The organism is Salinicola sp. NYA28a, from assembly GCF_976982775.1.
This window is the reverse complement of record NZ_OZ334582.1, coordinates 3,251,452-3,267,310: the sequence shown is the minus strand read 5'-3', so window position 1 is coordinate 3,267,310 and position 15,859 is coordinate 3,251,452. Positions and strand designations below refer to the sequence as shown.

Here is a 15,859-nt window from a genome sequence, read left to right as displayed (position 1 = left end):
ATCAGGCCACCTGGGGTGGGTTGCGCATCACGCCCATGACCAGGCCGAGTACCTGCACATCCTCGTTCTTCAGATAGATCGGCGGCATGCTGTCGTTGGCGGGTTGCAGGCGGACGCCGGATTTCTCGATGAACAGCTTCTTCAGCGTCACTTCCTGGTTGTTGATCAGGACTACCGCCGTTTCGCCGTTTTCGGCCGACTCGTAGCGCTCGATGATGATGACATCGCCATCGAAGATGTTGCTGTCGACCATCGAATCGCCTCGAACGCGTAGCGCATAGGTGTTTCGGCGGACCAGCTTCGCGGGGACATGAACCGTGGCATCGTCGAGGCAGGCTTCCATCGGCAGCCCGGCGGCGACCTGTCCGAGCAGGGGGATCTCGACCAGATCGGTGGCATCGATGGGTTCCCAGTTGCCGTCGATCAGCGGCAGGTTCGGCTGGCGCTGCAGATAGCTCGGTGCGGCGTTTGTCATCGTCTTCTCCCGAGGTGGTGCCGCCATCATAGCAAGGCAAACGGCAGCGGCAAGTCGATACTTTGTTGCAGGATCGCCTGCCACCAGCGACTCCGGTTTTCCTGGTGGCGCGGGTTTCCGCGTCCGGCCAGGCGATGCCGCAATCCGGCGATCTCTACGGGCGGCTGGATGACGTCGAGATCGCTGGCGCCAGGACATTGACGCTGGATATCGATCACACGGTGCCTTAGGCTCTGCCGAAACCGGCGATGGCGGGTTGCCGACCGGGTAGTTCGCCATCGCCATATCGGTTCAGGAGCTCGATTCCCCGCATGCGTCTCAAGTCCATCAAGCTGGCCGGCTTCAAGTCGTTCGTCGATCCGGTGACGGTGCCGTTCGACAGCAACATGACCGCCATCGTCGGACCCAACGGCTGCGGTAAATCCAACGTCATCGATGCCGTGCGCTGGGTCATGGGCGAGTCCTCCGCCAAGACCCTGCGCGGCGAGTCGATGACAGACGTCATCTTCAACGGTTCCACCGGCCGTTCTCCCGTTGGCCAGGCTTCCATCGAGCTGATCTTCGACAATCGCGACGGCGGTCTCGGCGGCGCCTATGCCGGCTACAACGAGATCGCGGTCAAGCGCCTGGTCACCCGCGAGGCCCAGTCCAGCTATTTCCTCAATGGCCAGAAATGCCGCCGTCGCGATATCGCCGACATCTTCCTGGGCACCGGCCTCGGGCCGCGCTCCTACGCGATCATCGGTCAGGGCATGATCTCCCGGCTCGTCGAAGCCCGCCCGGAAGAGTTGCGCAACACGCTGGAAGAGGCGGCGGGAATCTCCAAGTACAAGGAGCGTCGGCGGGAGACCGAAAATCGCCTGCGGCGCACCCAGGAGAACCTCGAACGCCTCGACGACATCCGCGAAGAGCTCGACAAGCAGCTCGAGCGGCTCAAGCGCCAGGCCGAAGCGGCCAAACGCTATCGCACGCTGAAAGAGGAAGAACACCGCCTGCGCGGCGAACTCGCGGTGCTGCGGGAACGTGCTCTGCGCAGCCAGCAGCGCGAAGAAGAGGCGCGTGTGCGCGACTGCGAAATCCAGGTCGAACGCGAGATTCTCGGCCAGCGTCAGTGCGAAACCCGATTGGCGGAAGGCCGGGAGGCCCATGATGCGGTGGCCGCGGAGCTGGAAACGCACCAGGCCGCGTTCTACCAGACCGGCGCCGATATCGCCCGGCTGGAGCAGTCGCTGGAACATGCCCGGCAGCGTGAGCAGCAACTCGCCGATGATCAGGAGAGCGCCCGGCGCGAGCGGGATGCGCTGGCGCAACTGGTCGAGCAGGACGAGACGCGCCGCGCGGAGCTCGATACCCGACTCGAGACGCTGTTGCCCGAAGCCGAGATCGCGGACGAATCGCTGCTGACGCTGGAGCTGCAGCTCGAAGAGGCCGAGGCCCTGGCAGACGAGCACCGGCAACAGTGGGAAGCGTTCAGCGAACGCGACCGGGATGCCCGTCACCGGGCCGAACGCGAGCAGGAGACGATCCGGCGTCTCGAACGCCAGCTCGAAGAGGCGGCCCGCGAACTGGAACGGCGACGGCAGCAGCGATCCGAACTGCCGGATGTCAGTGATCTGGAGACGGAAAGAGACGCGCTCCGGGAAGACTTGGCAATGCTGGACGAACGGCAGCAGGCGCTGGAGATTCGTCGCGAAACGCATCAGCAGTCCCGCGAGCGGGCTCGGCAAAGCCAGGCCGACACGCAGGCGGCAAGGGACGGCGAACGTGAGCGTCGGCATCGCTGCCAGGGAGAGATCGCCTCGCTGGAGGCACTGATCGATGCGGCGCTCAACGATGACGACGCCAGCCTGGCCGAACAGCTTGGCGATCATCCGCTAGGCAACGTGCCGCGAGTCGCCGAGCGTCTTCAGGTGGCGGCGGGCTGGGAGCGCACCGTGGCCTGGGTGCTCGCTCCGTGGCTCAAGGCGCGGCTGGCGGATCCGGAAACCGCTCGCGTGCCGTTGGCGTCGCTGGTCAGCGGTGAACTGCCGGTGGTCTCGGATCAGACGCCGGAGGCCGCACCGCCACGCTCGTTGGGCGCCCGGGTCGAGGGTGCCGGCGCGCTGTCGACGCTGCTGTCGGCAATTCATTGCGTCGACGACCCGGAGGCGGCCTGGCAGATGGCCGCCGACCTCCCCGCCGGGCAGAGCGTGATCACGCAGGATGGCCTGTGGCTGGGGCGGGGCTGGGCCCGACGTCTGGGCCGGGACGACGTCAACGCGGACAGCGTCCTGCTGCAGCGACAGCGTCGCGATGCGCTGATCGAGGAGATCGCGACGCTCGACGCCACGCTGGCCGAGCATGACACACGGATCGCACATTGGCAGTCCGAACTCGAGACCAGCGAAGCGGCGCTGGAAACGCTGGGGCAGGAGGAACGCGAAATCGCCCAGCAGCGTCAGGCGCAGTCGACCCGGCTGGCCACGCTGGAAAGTCGTCTCGAGCATGTCGTTTCGCGGCTGCGGGAGTTCGATGCCGAACAGGCGCAGGGTCAGGAGCGACACGCGGAGCAGGCACTGGAACTGGAAAGCGCGCGGGAGCGCTGGCAGCAGGCGCTCGATCAGGTAGAGGCCAACAGCGCCGAGCGCGACGCGCTGCAAGCGGCCCGCGAACAGAGCCAGTCCCGCCTCGCTGAGCTGCGCCAGCAACAGCAGCAGACCCGGCAGACCCAGCAGCAACTGGCGCTCGAACGTCAGCGTCTCGAGGCCCAGCGCGGCGAGCTTCGACAGCAGGCCGAGCGCAGTCGGGAACAGCTGTCGCGACTCGACGAACGTGTCGAACTGCTGCGGGAACAGCTGGAAACCTTGCGCGAACCCGACGACGATCAGCGTGAACGTCTGGCGCAACGACTCGAGACGCGATCCCAGCAGGAAGCCACGCTCAACCGTTGCCGGGATCGCGCCAATCAGATCGGCGAGACGTTGCGCCAGACCGAGGTCGAACGCCAGCAGCACGAGCGCCATCTGGAGGGGCTCCGCCAGCGGTTGCAGGAAGCGCGGATGCAGGTTCAGGCGTTGACGCTCAAGGCGGATGCACAGCAGGAGACGCTGGTGGAACAGCAGCAGGACGCCCGGAGCCTACAGGAAAATCTCGATCCCAATGCCACGGAATCCGCCTGGCAGACTCGGCTGGAGGAGACCGGCGAGCGCATTCGGCGGCTCGGCGCCATCAACCTGGCCGCGATCGAGGAGTACGAGCAGCAGGCCGAGCGCCGTGATTACCTCGAAGCCCAGCACGCCGAGCTGAGCGAAGCAATCGACACCCTGGAGCGCGCGATCAAGCGTATCGACCAGGAGACACGCACCCGTTTCAAGCAGACTTTCGAAGAAGTGAACCAGGGCCTGATGGCACTTTTTCCCCGAGTCTTCGGCGGCGGGACCGCATGGTTGACGCTCACGGGAGAGGATTTGCTGGAGACGGGCGTGGCCATCATGGCCCGTCCCCCGGGCAAGAAAAACAGCACCATTCACCTGCTTTCCGGGGGAGAGAAAGCACTGACGGCACTGTCGCTGGTATTCGCCATCTTCCAGCTCAATCCGGCACCTTTTTGCATGCTCGACGAAGTGGATGCGCCACTGGACGACGCGAATGTGGGGCGCTATGCAAAACTGGTCAAGGAAATGTCGGAAAGCGTGCAGTTCATCTTCATCACGCACAACAAGATCGCGATGGAAGCGGCCGAGCGATTGATGGGGGTGACCATGCAGGAGCCGGGCGTGTCACGCCTGGTATCGGTGGGGGTGGAAGAAGCGGCGTCGATGGCGGATACGTCCTGATACTGTCGGAAATAGCCAAACCGGCTAACGACGTAATAGGATGTCTCGCATGGGATGGAATTGAAGGGTGATTGTGGATGGGCAAAACTTCACTTGACAAAGAAAAAAAGTGGCCCATTTTTTGACAAATCACGCTATGCTAGTGTCGACATGCCATGAGCATGTTGTCCTCTTCCAGCATAGTGGCACCGCGAACAGGCAAGACGACCCATGGAACTAAGAGAGTGGCTGATCATCCTGGGGCTGGTTTTGGTGGCGACCATCGTGATCGATGGTTTCCGTCGTCTCCAGCGCCAACGTCGGGTTCCGCGCCTCGATCAGGCGCACGGAGACAGCGAAGCCGACGCCGAATCCGAAGTGGATCCGGAACAGGCGGCCCGCGAGGCCGAGGTCAACTGGGAATTGCCCAATGGAGGGGCACGTGTCGTACGTCCGGCGACGTTTGAACGCAGTGGCAACGGTTCGGAACCGATCAGGCCTTCCGAACCCAAGCGCCAGGAACGAATTCCGAAAGAGGAACTGCAGCGCAGTATCGTCGATCGCCGAACGCGCTCCTCGTTCGCCGACATGCAGCACAACGTCAAGAGCGCCGTTCGCGCGGGTGCCAAACGCGTCAGCGAATCGGCTCATCGCCTGAGCCACAAGCGTGACGCGGAAGAAACACGGGTTCAAAAGACGACGGAGCGCCACCAGGAGCCGAGTCTGGCATCTCGGGAAACCGACGTCGCCGAACCATCGAGCCAGTTGCAGATCACGACGCTGGTGCCGCCCGAGGGCGCGCCGATTTCGTATGACGGTGACCGTGTAACCAATGAGGCGCACTCGGCCGATCAGCCCGAGCCGACCCGGCCGGAACGCCGTGTCGAACCGGAGACGGCAGAAGGGTCCGCCGCGCCAGCCGAGGATGCCGACGTATCGCCACGGAACGACGTCGTGACGCAGCATCCGGCGGTGGAGCGTGCCAAGCGTCATCACGTGAGTGCCGCTCGTGCCCGCGAAACCCTGGCGCATTCCGAGGAGATCATCGTCATCAGTGTGCTGGCGAGAACCGATGACGGGTTCGACGGTGCCGATCTGCTCAACCTGATGCTGGCCTGCGGCCTGCGTTTCAGCGAGATGGGCATTTTCCATCGCTACGAGACCGAAGCGGACGACAGCGAGCTGCAATTCTCGATGGTCAACGTGGTCAAGCCGGGCGTCTTCGATCTCGACAACATGCAGGAGATCGTGACGCCGGGGGTGACCTTCCTGATGCCGCTGCCGGGCGCCAACGACACCTCGGCCGCCTTCGAGGCGATGCTGGAAACCGCGATGGTGCTGGTGCGCAATCTCGGTGGCGAGCTCAAGGACGAGAACCACAGCGTGATGACCGCCCAGACGATCGAGTTCGCGCGTCAACGGGTGCAGGAGTTCGAGCGCCGCCATCGGTTGCATCGCTATCAAGCCAATTGAGTTGGCAAAGGCTCGAAATGAGCCGGACTTGACGACGGGGCCTTTCGGGGCCCCGTCGTCGTTTCGTTTCCTCGTTCGGCCTGAGTCGGGGCTCCGCGTTACGGCAGCCGTGATCGGCTTCCGCTACAATGCGGGTCACTTTGTGCAGCGATCGAATCGAGCGTCATGAGCCAGATCCCCCAAACGGTCCTCGAGCGGGCCGATGCCCTGCGCCAGCAGTTGGACGATGCCAACTATCACTATTACGTCGAAGATCAGCCGCAGATTCCGGATATCGAGTACGACAAGCTGCTGCGCGAGCTGCAGTCGCTGGAAGCCGATCACCCCGACCTGGTGACGCCGGATTCACCGACGCAGCGTGTCGGGGCTTCGCCGGCCGAACGCTTTCGGGAAGTGACGCATGCCGTGCCGATGCTGTCGCTCGATAATGCGTTCAGCACCGAAGAGCTCGAGGCATTCGTCAAGCGTGTCGCCGACAAGCTCGAAAGCGATCCGGAAACGCTGAAGTTCTGCTGCGAACCCAAGCTCGACGGGCTGGCGGTGTCGCTGGTCTACGAGAACGGCCGGCTGGTCCAGGGCGCAACGCGTGGCGACGGGCGGACCGGCGAAGACGTCACGCTCAACCTGCGTACGCTCCACTCCATCCCCCTCAAGCTGCGGGGCAAGTCGGTGCCGCCTCTGATCGAGGTACGCGGCGAAGTCTACATGCGCCACTCGGGTTTCGAGGCGATGAACGAGCGTGCGCGGGAGAACGGCGACAAGGTCTTCGCCAACCCGCGCAATGCCGCTGCCGGTAGCCTGCGACAGTTGGATTCTGCGATTGCCGCCAAACGGCCATTGGAGTTCTGTGCCTATCAGGTCGCCCGGCTCGAGGGGGACGACAGCGCGCAATCCCATTCGGATTATCTGAAGCGATTGCGCGAGCTGGGCTTTCGCACCAGCCCGCTGCTCGATGTTGTCGAGGGTGCGAGCGGTGTCGTCTCGTTCTGCCGGACGCTGGGCGAGCAGCGCGAGACGCTCGACTACGACATCGACGGCGCCGTGCTGAAGGTCGACAGCCTGCGCGATCAGCGCGAGCTGGGCTTCGTCTCCCGCGCGCCGCGCTGGGCCATCGCCTACAAGTACCCGGCCCAGGAACAGACCACGACGCTCAACGACGTGGCGTTCCAGGTCGGCCGCGTCGGCACGCTGACGCCGGTGGCCAAGCTGGAGCCGGTGCAGGTCGCCGGCGTGACGGTCTCCAATGCCACGCTGCACAACATGGACGAGGTCGAGCGGCTTGGTGTGCGTATCGGCGATACCGTGATCGTGCGGCGAGCCGGCGACGTCATTCCGCAGATCGTCGGTGTCGTCGAGTCGCAGCGCCCGGAGGGGGCGCGTGCCATCGAGATGCCGACGGCCTGCCCGGTCTGCGGCTCGCAGATCGAGCGGCTGGAAGGCGAGGTCGCGGCGCGCTGTTCCGGTGGCCTTTACTGCCCGGCGCAGCGCAAGGAGGCGTTGAAGCACTTCGCCAGCCGGCGCGCGCTGGATATCGACGGTCTCGGCGAGAAGCTGATCGATCTGCTGGTCGAACGCGAGTGGGTCAAGACGCCGGCCGATCTGTTCCGATTGAGAGCCGAACGACTCGCCGAACTGCCCCGGCTGGCGGAAAAATCCGCGAACAACCTCGTCCATTCGCTCGAGGCGGCCAAGCACACCACGCTGGCGCGTTTCGTCTACGCCATCGGCATCCGTGAAGTGGGCGAAGCCACGGCGGCCAGCCTGGCGCGCCACTTCGGTACGCTCCAGGCGCTGCGCGAAGCCTCGCTGGAAGCCTTGAAGGCTGTCGACGACGTCGGCCCGGTAGTGGCCCACCATATCCACACGTTCTTCCGCCAGGCGCACAATCAGGAGACGCTGGACGATCTGCTGAAGGTGGGCGTGACCTGGGAAGAGGAGGCTATCGGCGAACGGCCGCAGCCGCTGGCAGGGCAGACCTGGGTGTTGACCGGCAGCCTGGAGGGCATGACTCGTGACGAAGGCAAGGCGCGCCTGCAGGCGCTCGGCGCCAAGGTCGCCGGCAGCGTCTCGAAGAAGACCGCTACCGTCGTCGCCGGGCCCGGTGCCGGCAGCAAGCTGACCAAGGCCGAAGAGCTGGGCGTCGAGGTGATCGACGAAGCCACGTTCATCGAACGGCTGAACGCATGGGAGGCAGGAACATGAGTGGACGCTTCATCGAAATCCCGCACCGCATGCTGCCCGCGGAAACGCTGGATGCGCTGCTGGAGACGTTCGTCACGCGGCAGGGGTACGACACCACCGATGTCGCGACGGACATGCATGACTGGGTGCGGGATCTCAAGCGGCAACTCGAGCGGAGCGAGTTGCTGATCGTTCACGACCTGCAGACCGAGAGCACCGAGGTGATGACCCTGGCCCAGTGGCGCAGCTTCGGGCGGGATCTGGCCGATGACGAGGAGGAAGGCTAAACGGTGCGTCCGTTTTGCCAGATGACTAATTCGAGCAGCATTTGCTTACCACTGACCGAGCATCAACCGCCCTTTTGCTCATTATTGCGAGGGGCAAGCCCCTCGCGCTCCCCTTTCTTGACGCCCCAGACGGCGAAACCCTGAACGCCAACCGCCCGCGCTCGGGTCGGCGCGAAAGGGCATCCTGCCCAACGCGCCTCTCGCGTCATCCATGACGCGAGACCCGACGCGGCGATCGTCGTTCAGCGCCGTTCTGGAAGGCGTCATCGGGTGGGGAATTCAAGCGTATCGGTTTATCAGCAAACCAAAACGGCGCCCCGTCATTAAGAACAGGGGCGCCGTTTTGCTTTGTCACCTTTCTCGATGAAGAACAGCCGTTGTCAGGTGAAGGCCACTATCAGGTGAAGGTCGCCATCAAGTAAAGAATAGCGGCACCACGATACTGGAGATCAGCAGGATCAGCGCGCCACCCAAGCGTGAGGAGATCTGGGCGAACGGCATCAACTGCATGCGCTTGGCAGCGGAGAGCACGGCCACGTCCCCGGTGCCGCCCATATTGGCCATGCACAGCCCGGCGGTGATCGCGGACTCGATCGGATAGAAGCCGACCAGCTTGCCGACCAGGCCGGCGCCGAAGGCTGCACCGGCGACGACAGCGAACACGATCAACACGTAGGTGATGGAGATGGCGTCGATCACCTGGGCGAGATCGGTGTAGGCAATGCCGATCCCGAACAGCAGGGCGAAGGTCCAGTTCTTGGCAACGAACTGGAACCACTGCGCCGCGGCGTCGTTGATCGATTCCGGCACGACGTTGGCGATCTTGAGAGCGGCGACCAGAATGATCATCAGCGCGTACGGATGCAGCGGAATGAACCCGCCCAGAATCTCGCCGCCGACGAAGAAGGTGAGTGCGGCGACGACGCCGATGCCCAGCTTGGAGAGCTCCAGCTTGCTCTCGCGCTCTTCGATTTCCACGCCCGGCATCATCTGGCCGTTGCCAGTCAGGCTCGGCATGCGGTTGGCCAGGCCGTTGAGCAGGCCGGCGATGATGATGGCGAAGACGTTACCCAGGGCCAGCGCCGGCACCAGGATGGAAATGTAGTAGCTCGCCGGCTGGCCCAGCAGCTGCTCGTAGATCTGGCTCATCGGTACGGCGCCGGCGCCCATGCCGCCGCCCATGATCGGCAGGGCGATGACGACGACAGCGTCCTGCGGCGAGAAGCCCATCATCCAGCCGACGGCGATCGCGAACAGGGCGGCGAATAGCACGGCGCAGATCAACGGCAGAGCGTAGCGCGAGCCGACCTTGACCAGCACGCGGGAGTCCATGCCCAGAATGCTGCCGGTGATCAGCGCGGCGATGTAGAAGTTGAGGAAGCCGCCGCCCTTCATGAACTGGGTCACGTTGTCGACGACGCTGGTCGGCAGCCACTGGACGTAGACCAGCGCTGCGGCGCCGAAGATGGCCAGGATCGCGCCGCCGCCAAGATAGCTCTTGACGATCGGCAGCCGATCACCGATGAAGCCCATGAGTTCGCCCAGGATCATCATCACCAGCAGGGCGCCGATCATCCCGGTCGGGATCGTGTCCGTCGCCATGGAGATGATCAGAACGAGGGTGGCGATGGCGAAAAGCGGTAGGGGAATGCCGAAGATCGGCGTCGACAGCCAGCTGTCTCGACGGCCGGAATCGGCGTGTGCAGTTTGCGTCACGGTTGAAGTCATGGTTGGCTCCCCATGGATTCTCGCCCAAAGGGCGATAAGCGGTATTCTTGCCCGGCGGGCGGTACGGTGCCGAGGATAGAGACCTCACGGTGTCGACCAAGCTTTAGGAAATTATTAAAGCCTTTATAAACTATTGAAAGAAACGCGCTCGAGAGCTGCATACACACGGCCTGGAGGGTATACCACCATGGTCTAAAGCCATGGCGGTTACCGACCGGTTACCTCGAGGGCGGCTGTTGCGGCCGGCATTGTGAAAAGGAGTGGCGGAAGATGTTCGGATTGGCTCGATGCGGCGGCAGGCTTGGCGAGATTGGAACCACGCTCCCGCCTGCGAGGAACGTGGCGTGAAACGGCTACGTCTGAGTGCCCAGATATTCATCCTGGTCGCCAGCATGATCGTGCTGACGCTGGGCGTGGCGCTGTTGCTGTTCAACTACCAGCTGCGCGCCAATCTCGAGGACACCCAGGGCGAGAGGGTGATGGGGCTGGCGGCAGTGCTGGCCGATCGCAGTGACGTCAAGACGGCGCTCTCCGCCCGCCCCATTGTCCACGATCCCGATTCCGCCTTGCGCCAGCAGATCGAGAGACTGCGCGAGCGGCTGGGGGTGGATTTCATCACCGTCATGGATCTCGATCATCTGCGCCTGACGCATCCCGATCCCGACGAGGTCGGGCGGCATTTCCGGGGTGGCGACGAAGACCCCTCGCTGGCCGGGGAATCCTACGTCTCTCGCTCGGAGGGCACGCTGGGCGTCAGCATTCGCGGATTCTCGCCGGTGCTCGATGCCGGCGGTACGGTCATCGGCGCCGTCTCGACCGGGGTCACGCTCAACCGTGTCGGCCTGTTGCTGGCCGAACGCCGCCAGGGTCTGCTGCTGGGTATCGCACTGCTGATGCTGATCGGCGCCTCGGGCGCCTGGTGCCTGGCGCGCTATATCAAGCGGATCCTGCTGGGGTTCGAGCCGCACCAGATATCCCAGTGGGTTCGGGAGCGTCAGGCGATGCTCTCCTCGCTGCACGAAGGGGTGCTGGCGATCAATGGCGAGGGAGAGATCACGCTGGTCAATCCGGCGGCTTGCCAATTGCTGGGCTCCTCGGCGGCGGCCGACGGTTCGGGGATTCCGGCCGCGACGCTGAAGGAGCTGTTCGACAGCGGCATTCCCTCGCTCGACCGCCGGCTGACGCTGAACGGGCGAGCGCTGATCGTCAATCGCGTGCCCATTCGCGGCGAACGCGGTGCCGACGGAAGCGTGGTGACGCTGCGGGATCGCAGCGAAGTGAATCGGCTCGCCGAAGAGCTGACCGGCGTCAGCCGATACGCCCAGGCGCTGCGCGCCTCCACCCATGAATTCAAGAACCGGCTGCACGTGATCCTGGGGCTCGTGCAGCTGCGCGATCTGGGGCGCCTGGAGCGTTACCTGCGCGAGCTCGACGACACCCTGATCGCGCCGGCGGCGGCCCGGATTGCCGGGGTCAGGGACCCGATCCTGGCCGGCTTTCTTCTGGCCAAGGGCAGCGAGGCCAGAGAGCGGCGAGTGGCGTTCGAGATCGATCTGGAAAGCGAGATACCCGCACCCGACGAAAGCGAGATCATCCATCTTCTGGTATCGATCATCGGCAATCTGGTGGAGAACGCGTTCGAGGCGGTGGCCGGGCGCGAGGCGCCTCAGGTGAGCCTGACACTGGGCGTCGATGCCGGCGCGCTCTCGCTGCATGTATCGGACAACGGTAAAGGCATGGCCGAAGATCAGCAGCGGCTGGCCATGAAGCAGGGAGTCTCCTCCAAGGGCGAAGGGCGAGGCTATGGGCTGGCCATGGTCAAGACGCACGTGGAATCGCTCGGTGGCTCGCTGGCCCTCTATTCGACGCTGGGGCGTGGCACGCTGGTCGAGGTGACAGTACCCTATGCCATGGCGGTAACGCGGGTAACCGACGGAGTGACGTGATCCATGCGCGTACTGGTAGTAGAAGATGATCCGATGGTGATGCGGCTCAATGTCGAGTTTCTCAATCGTATCGACGGCATCGATCTGGTGGCGCAATGCGAAGACTTGCCGGCGGCCAGGGACTTGCTGGCGCGGGAGCCGGTGGACCTGCTGCTGCTCGATGTCTATCTCCGCGAGCACAACGGCCTGTCGCTGGTACGCGACCTGCGCCGCCAGGCCAGGGATATCCAGATCGTGCTGATCACGGCGGCCTCGGAAATGGAAACCGTGCGTGAAGCCAAGCATCTCGGCGTCAGCGACTATCTGGTCAAGCCCTTCGAGTTCGAGCGCTTCAAGGAGGCCCTGACGCGCTGTCTGGATACGCACCGGCGGCTGTCGCGGCTGCCGGCGCGCGCGCACCAGCGCGATCTGGATGCGCTGTTCCGCCGCGAGTCGATTGCCGCCCAGCCGGCCCGCCCCGGCGATTTGCCCAAGGGGCTGACGGCCAATTCGCTCGCTCAGGTGGCGAGAGCCGCCGCCGAACAGGACGGGGCGCCTTTCACCACCGAGGCGCTGAGCGAGAACACCGGCATGTCGCGGGTGTCGGTGCGCAAGTACCTCAAGCATCTGGTGGATCGCGGCGTGCTCGAGGAGTCCTTCCATTACGGCCAGATCGGCCGTCCTTCCTTTACCTACCGTTGCCTCGATGGCGAGACGCTGGCGCATCTGGGAGAGACCGGCACGCCGGGCTCGTGAGGCGAGGAAACCCGATTGACGATTCCGCTGGGCAACACGGCGTCAATCGGAGGCTCCCCGGACCGCAGGTGTCGTATCAGCGCCCGCAGGGGCCGTATCAGCGCCCGCGAATCAGGTCGGCGATGATGCGTCGACCGGGGTGGAGATGATCCACCAGCTCGCGTTCCAGCGGCATCGGTTCATCGTATAGCCGCGAGGCGATCAGTTCGGCACACAGCGGAGCGCTGACCATGCCGCGGGAACCGTGCGCGGTCGTGACCCACAATCCCGGATAGTGGCTGCCGGGGCAGTCGAAGCGACGCTTGGCATCCTTGCCCAGCGCGGCGTAATTGCTGCGCCAGCGCGCGACGTCCGGCAGCGGCCCGGCGTAGGGCGTCTTGTCCGGGCTGGCGGCACGAACGCTGGCGCGGCCGCCGCAGCTGGCGGGATTGATTCCGGCAAACTGGCGGGCCAGCGCCGGAGCCGTTCGCGCCAGCTCGTCGAGGTTGCGGCGATGATCCGATTCGCGCAGCGTCGTATCGGCATCGTTGGGCGAAAAGGTCGCGCCGAAGGTGAGCATTCCGTCCCGGGCCGGCATTACGTAGCCCTCGGCGCAGAGCACGCGCTCCAGGGCCGGACCGTTGCCGGACTCGGTCTGCTGCGGTAGCGCCAGGGTGGATACCTGGCCGCGAACCGATTGCAGCGGCAGACCGTCGAGCCAGTCGTGGCTGGCGTGGCCGGTGGCGAACACGACCTGATCGACGCGCAGCGGGCTCTGGCCCAGCTGCAACTGCCAGCCGCTTTCCGTCTCCCGCAGTGAACGGAGTTCGGCCTGGTGTGTTTCGACGCCGGGCGTCGCCGCGAGGTGATGACACAGCGCCACCGGATCCACCCAGCCCGCCTGCGGATAATAGAGAGCAGCCTGGTCCAGATCGATGCCGGCGAGCGACGTGGCGTCGGCGGCCTCACTGGCGGAGACGACGGTCGACGGCAGGTCGTAGAGGTTCAGGAACCGGCGCTGGCGTTCGATGCCACGCGCATCCCCGGTCAGTTGCAGCAGCCCGCAGTCCGACCACCAGCGGCGCTGGGGATCGAGGCGCGCCAGCCAGCGCTGCGTGTAGAGCAGCGCGGCGAGATAGAAGCGGCTCTGTAGGTTGGGTTCGATCGCCAGTTTGACGTAGAGCGCGGCCTGAGGATTGCCGGAGGCCCCGGCCGCGATGCCGGTACGATCCACCAGCGTCACCCGACTGCCTCGGCGCGCCAGTGCCGCCGCCACGCTGGTGCCGGCGATACCGGCGCCGATCACGGCCACGTGCGCCGCCGGCCGGGCGGGCGGCGGCTGAAACCAGGGGGTCGCCGCTCGGGCGGGAATGGCCTCGGACGCAGGTCGCGTCGACTCGTCCCGCTCGCCGCGCAGCATCTCCCGCTTGCGGCCGAAGCCCGGCACCTTGCGCCAGTGGAAGCCGGCCGCGGCCAGGCCACGGCGAACGAATCCCGCGCAGGTGAAGGTAGCAAAGGTCGCCCCCGGCCGGCTGGCGGCGGCCATGGCCTCGAACAGCTCAAGGCGCCACATGTCGGGATTTTTCGACGGCGCGAAACCGTCGAGGAACCAGGCGTCGACCTGGCCGTCCAGCTGCGACAGGCAGTCCGCGGCATCGCCGAAGTGAAGGTCCAGGATGACGCGGGCATCCAGCTGCAGCCGGTGGACACCGGCTACCGCCGGCGGCCACTGCTCGAGCAGCGAAGCGGCCCGGGACGATAGCTGCGGCCAGCTGCGCCAGGCGCGTTCCAGCGCCTCGCGGGTGAGCGGATGCTTCTCGGTCGAGACCAGATGCAGCCTGGCCTCGGCAGGAGCGTTCTCATCGAAGCACGCCCAGGCGCACAGCATGTTGAGCCCGGTGCCGAAGCCGGTCTCGCCGATCGTGAACGGCCGCCGAGCCCGCCAGGCGGCCAGGCGTCGTGGCAGATCGTTGTTGTCGATGAAGACGAAACGGCTCTCCTCGCGGCCATCCTGACGCGAGAAATAGACATCGTCGTAAGCGGTCGAGAAGGGAGCCTCGACGTCGCCATCGTCGACACGCCAGTCCAGTTCGGCATGTCGGATGGAGTAGCGGATGGCATGGCGATGAGGAGGAACCGAGTTGCCGGTCATGGTTTCCACGTCCAGCGCCGCCAGGCAATCGCTTCAGGAAAGCCAGGCGGCGAGCTGTATAAAAATTGAACACTTTCCGCCAGGCGGCGGCTTGTCGGCGGCACGGAAAGACGTCCGCGGGATCTTAACAGTGTTATCCACAGCCATTGTGCAAAACCGTGACGCGAGCGGTTGTGGATAACGGGCGACGGGTGCTTCCGGCTTACGGCAGTACCCGCTTGAACGGCTTGACTTGCACTTGGGAGTAGACGCCGGCGGCGACGTACGGGTCGGCATCGGCCCAGCGCTGCGCGGCTTCGAGCGATTCGAACTCGGCCACGATCAGGCTGCCGCTGAAGCCGGCCTCGCCCGGGTTGTCGCTGTCGATGGCCGGATGGGGACCGGCGAGCACGAGTCGGCCTTCGTCTTTCAGCGCCTCCAGGCGTTCGACGTGCGCCGGGCGAACCGAGAGCCGCTTTTCCAGGCTGTCGTCGACATCGTCACTGATAATGGCGTAGAGCATCAGGAACCTTCCTCCGATTGTGATTGCGAAAGGTGGCGGGCCAGGAACAGGGCCTGCCCGACCACGAACAGCAGCGTCAATCCCAGCATGCCGAAAAGCTTGAAGTCGACCCAGGTCGCCTCGTCGTAGTAGCTGAAGACATAGACATTGAGCGCCGCCATGGCGAAGAAGAACAGCACCCACGCCAGATTGAGCCGCCGCCACACGGCCGCGGGCAGCGATACCGCCTTGCCCATCATCCGCTGGGTCAGCGTCTGCCCGCCGAACAGCGGCGACAGCAGAAATGCGACGCCGAACAGCGCATTGATGACGGTGGGTTTCCACTGAATGAAGGCCGGGTTGCGAAACGCGATGGTGGCGCCGGCCGAGGCGATCACGATGATCGAGGTGATCAGCAGCATCTTCTCGATGCGGCGCTGACGCCACCAGACGATGCCCAATTGCGCCACGGTAGCGGGAATCAGCACCATCGTCGCCATGATGATGTCGCCGCTCAGGTGGTACACGGCGAAGAAGATCGCGATGGGCAGAAAGTCGAACAGCAGTTTCATACGGGCTAGGCCTCTGGCGGGTGGTGGCGGCGCAGACGTTTGACCCGGCTCGTCGC

Annotated in this window: 12 protein-coding genes; 7 read left to right on the top strand and 5 right to left on the bottom strand. The window is 64.8% G+C overall.

Features of this window, described 5'->3' with window-relative positions:
• Position 1: 1 nt before the first annotated feature.
• The gene (locus tag ACWHY3_RS14685; protein WP_087718159.1) at positions 2 to 475 is read right to left on the bottom strand and encodes a LexA family protein; all 474 of its coding nucleotides are present in this window, start codon (positions 473 to 475) and stop codon (positions 2 to 4) included.
• A 65-nt stretch (positions 476 to 540) separates the two neighbouring features.
• On the opposite strand from ACWHY3_RS14685, the gene ACWHY3_RS14680 reads away from it, so the two are divergent.
• The 5 genes from ACWHY3_RS14680 (at position 541) to ACWHY3_RS14660 (ending at position 8,210) form a co-directional block, all read left to right on the top strand.
• Positions 541 to 705 (top strand): c-type cytochrome biogenesis protein CcmI/CycH, encoded by a 165-nt coding sequence (locus ACWHY3_RS14680; RefSeq protein WP_179208828.1) that lies wholly within the window; start codon positions 541 to 543, stop codon positions 703 to 705.
• An 81-nt stretch (positions 706 to 786) separates the two neighbouring features.
• Positions 787 to 4,290 (top strand): chromosome segregation protein SMC, encoded by a 3,504-nt coding sequence (smc, locus tag ACWHY3_RS14675; RefSeq protein WP_448126874.1) that lies wholly within the window; start codon positions 787 to 789, stop codon positions 4,288 to 4,290.
• Positions 4,291 to 4,500: 210 nt separating this feature from the next.
• Positions 4,501 to 5,742 (top strand): cell division protein ZipA, encoded by a 1,242-nt coding sequence (gene zipA, locus ACWHY3_RS14670; protein WP_448126873.1) that lies wholly within the window; start codon positions 4,501 to 4,503, stop codon positions 5,740 to 5,742.
• A 165-nt stretch (positions 5,743 to 5,907) separates the two neighbouring features.
• Positions 5,908 to 7,944 (top strand): NAD-dependent DNA ligase LigA, encoded by a 2,037-nt coding sequence (ligA, locus tag ACWHY3_RS14665; RefSeq protein WP_448126872.1) that lies wholly within the window; start codon positions 5,908 to 5,910, stop codon positions 7,942 to 7,944.
• Positions 7,941 to 8,210: a YheU family protein gene (locus ACWHY3_RS14660; RefSeq protein WP_087718155.1), complete on the top strand. Its 270-nt coding sequence runs from the start codon at positions 7,941 to 7,943 to the stop codon at positions 8,208 to 8,210. Before ligA ends, ACWHY3_RS14660 begins: the two co-directional genes overlap by 4 nt.
• Before the next feature lie 414 nt (positions 8,211 to 8,624).
• On the opposite strand, the gene ACWHY3_RS14655 is transcribed toward ACWHY3_RS14660, so the two are convergent.
• A complete protein-coding gene (locus ACWHY3_RS14655) occupies positions 8,625 to 9,938 on the bottom strand; it encodes a 2-hydroxycarboxylate transporter family protein (RefSeq protein WP_448126871.1) in 1,314 nt (437 codons plus the stop codon).
• Between the two features lie 344 nt (positions 9,939 to 10,282).
• Between ACWHY3_RS14655 and ACWHY3_RS14650 the strand changes: the two genes are divergently transcribed.
• Together ACWHY3_RS14650 and ACWHY3_RS14645 are read left to right on the top strand one after the other, a co-directional pair.
• Positions 10,283 to 11,884, top strand: coding sequence for an ATP-binding protein (locus ACWHY3_RS14650; protein ID WP_256961074.1), 1,602 nt, complete (start codon positions 10,283 to 10,285; stop codon positions 11,882 to 11,884).
• A gap of 3 nt (positions 11,885 to 11,887) precedes the next feature.
• Entirely contained in the window at positions 11,888 to 12,619 is a 732-nt protein-coding gene (locus ACWHY3_RS14645; protein ID WP_087718152.1) for a response regulator, read from the top strand.
• Positions 12,620 to 12,716: 97 nt separating this feature from the next.
• Here the strand turns inward: ACWHY3_RS14645 and mnmC are convergent, their stop codons facing one another.
• From mnmC to ACWHY3_RS14630, 3 genes are all read right to left on the bottom strand, one after another.
• On the bottom strand, positions 12,717 to 14,750 hold the full coding sequence (mnmC, locus tag ACWHY3_RS14640) for a bifunctional tRNA (5-methylaminomethyl-2-thiouridine)(34)-methyltransferase MnmD/FAD-dependent 5-carboxymethylaminomethyl-2-thiouridine(34) oxidoreductase MnmC (protein ID WP_448126870.1): 2,034 nt from the start codon (positions 14,748 to 14,750) through the stop codon (positions 12,717 to 12,719).
• A 202-nt stretch (positions 14,751 to 14,952) separates the two neighbouring features.
• On the bottom strand, positions 14,953 to 15,252 hold the full coding sequence (locus ACWHY3_RS14635; RefSeq protein ID WP_087718150.1) for a YciI family protein: 300 nt from the start codon (positions 15,250 to 15,252) through the stop codon (positions 14,953 to 14,955).
• Positions 15,252 to 15,803: a septation protein A gene (locus ACWHY3_RS14630; RefSeq protein WP_087718149.1), complete on the bottom strand. Its 552-nt coding sequence runs from the start codon at positions 15,801 to 15,803 to the stop codon at positions 15,252 to 15,254. Before ACWHY3_RS14630 ends, ACWHY3_RS14635 begins: the two co-directional genes overlap by 1 nt.
• Positions 15,804 to 15,859 lie beyond the last annotated feature (56 nt).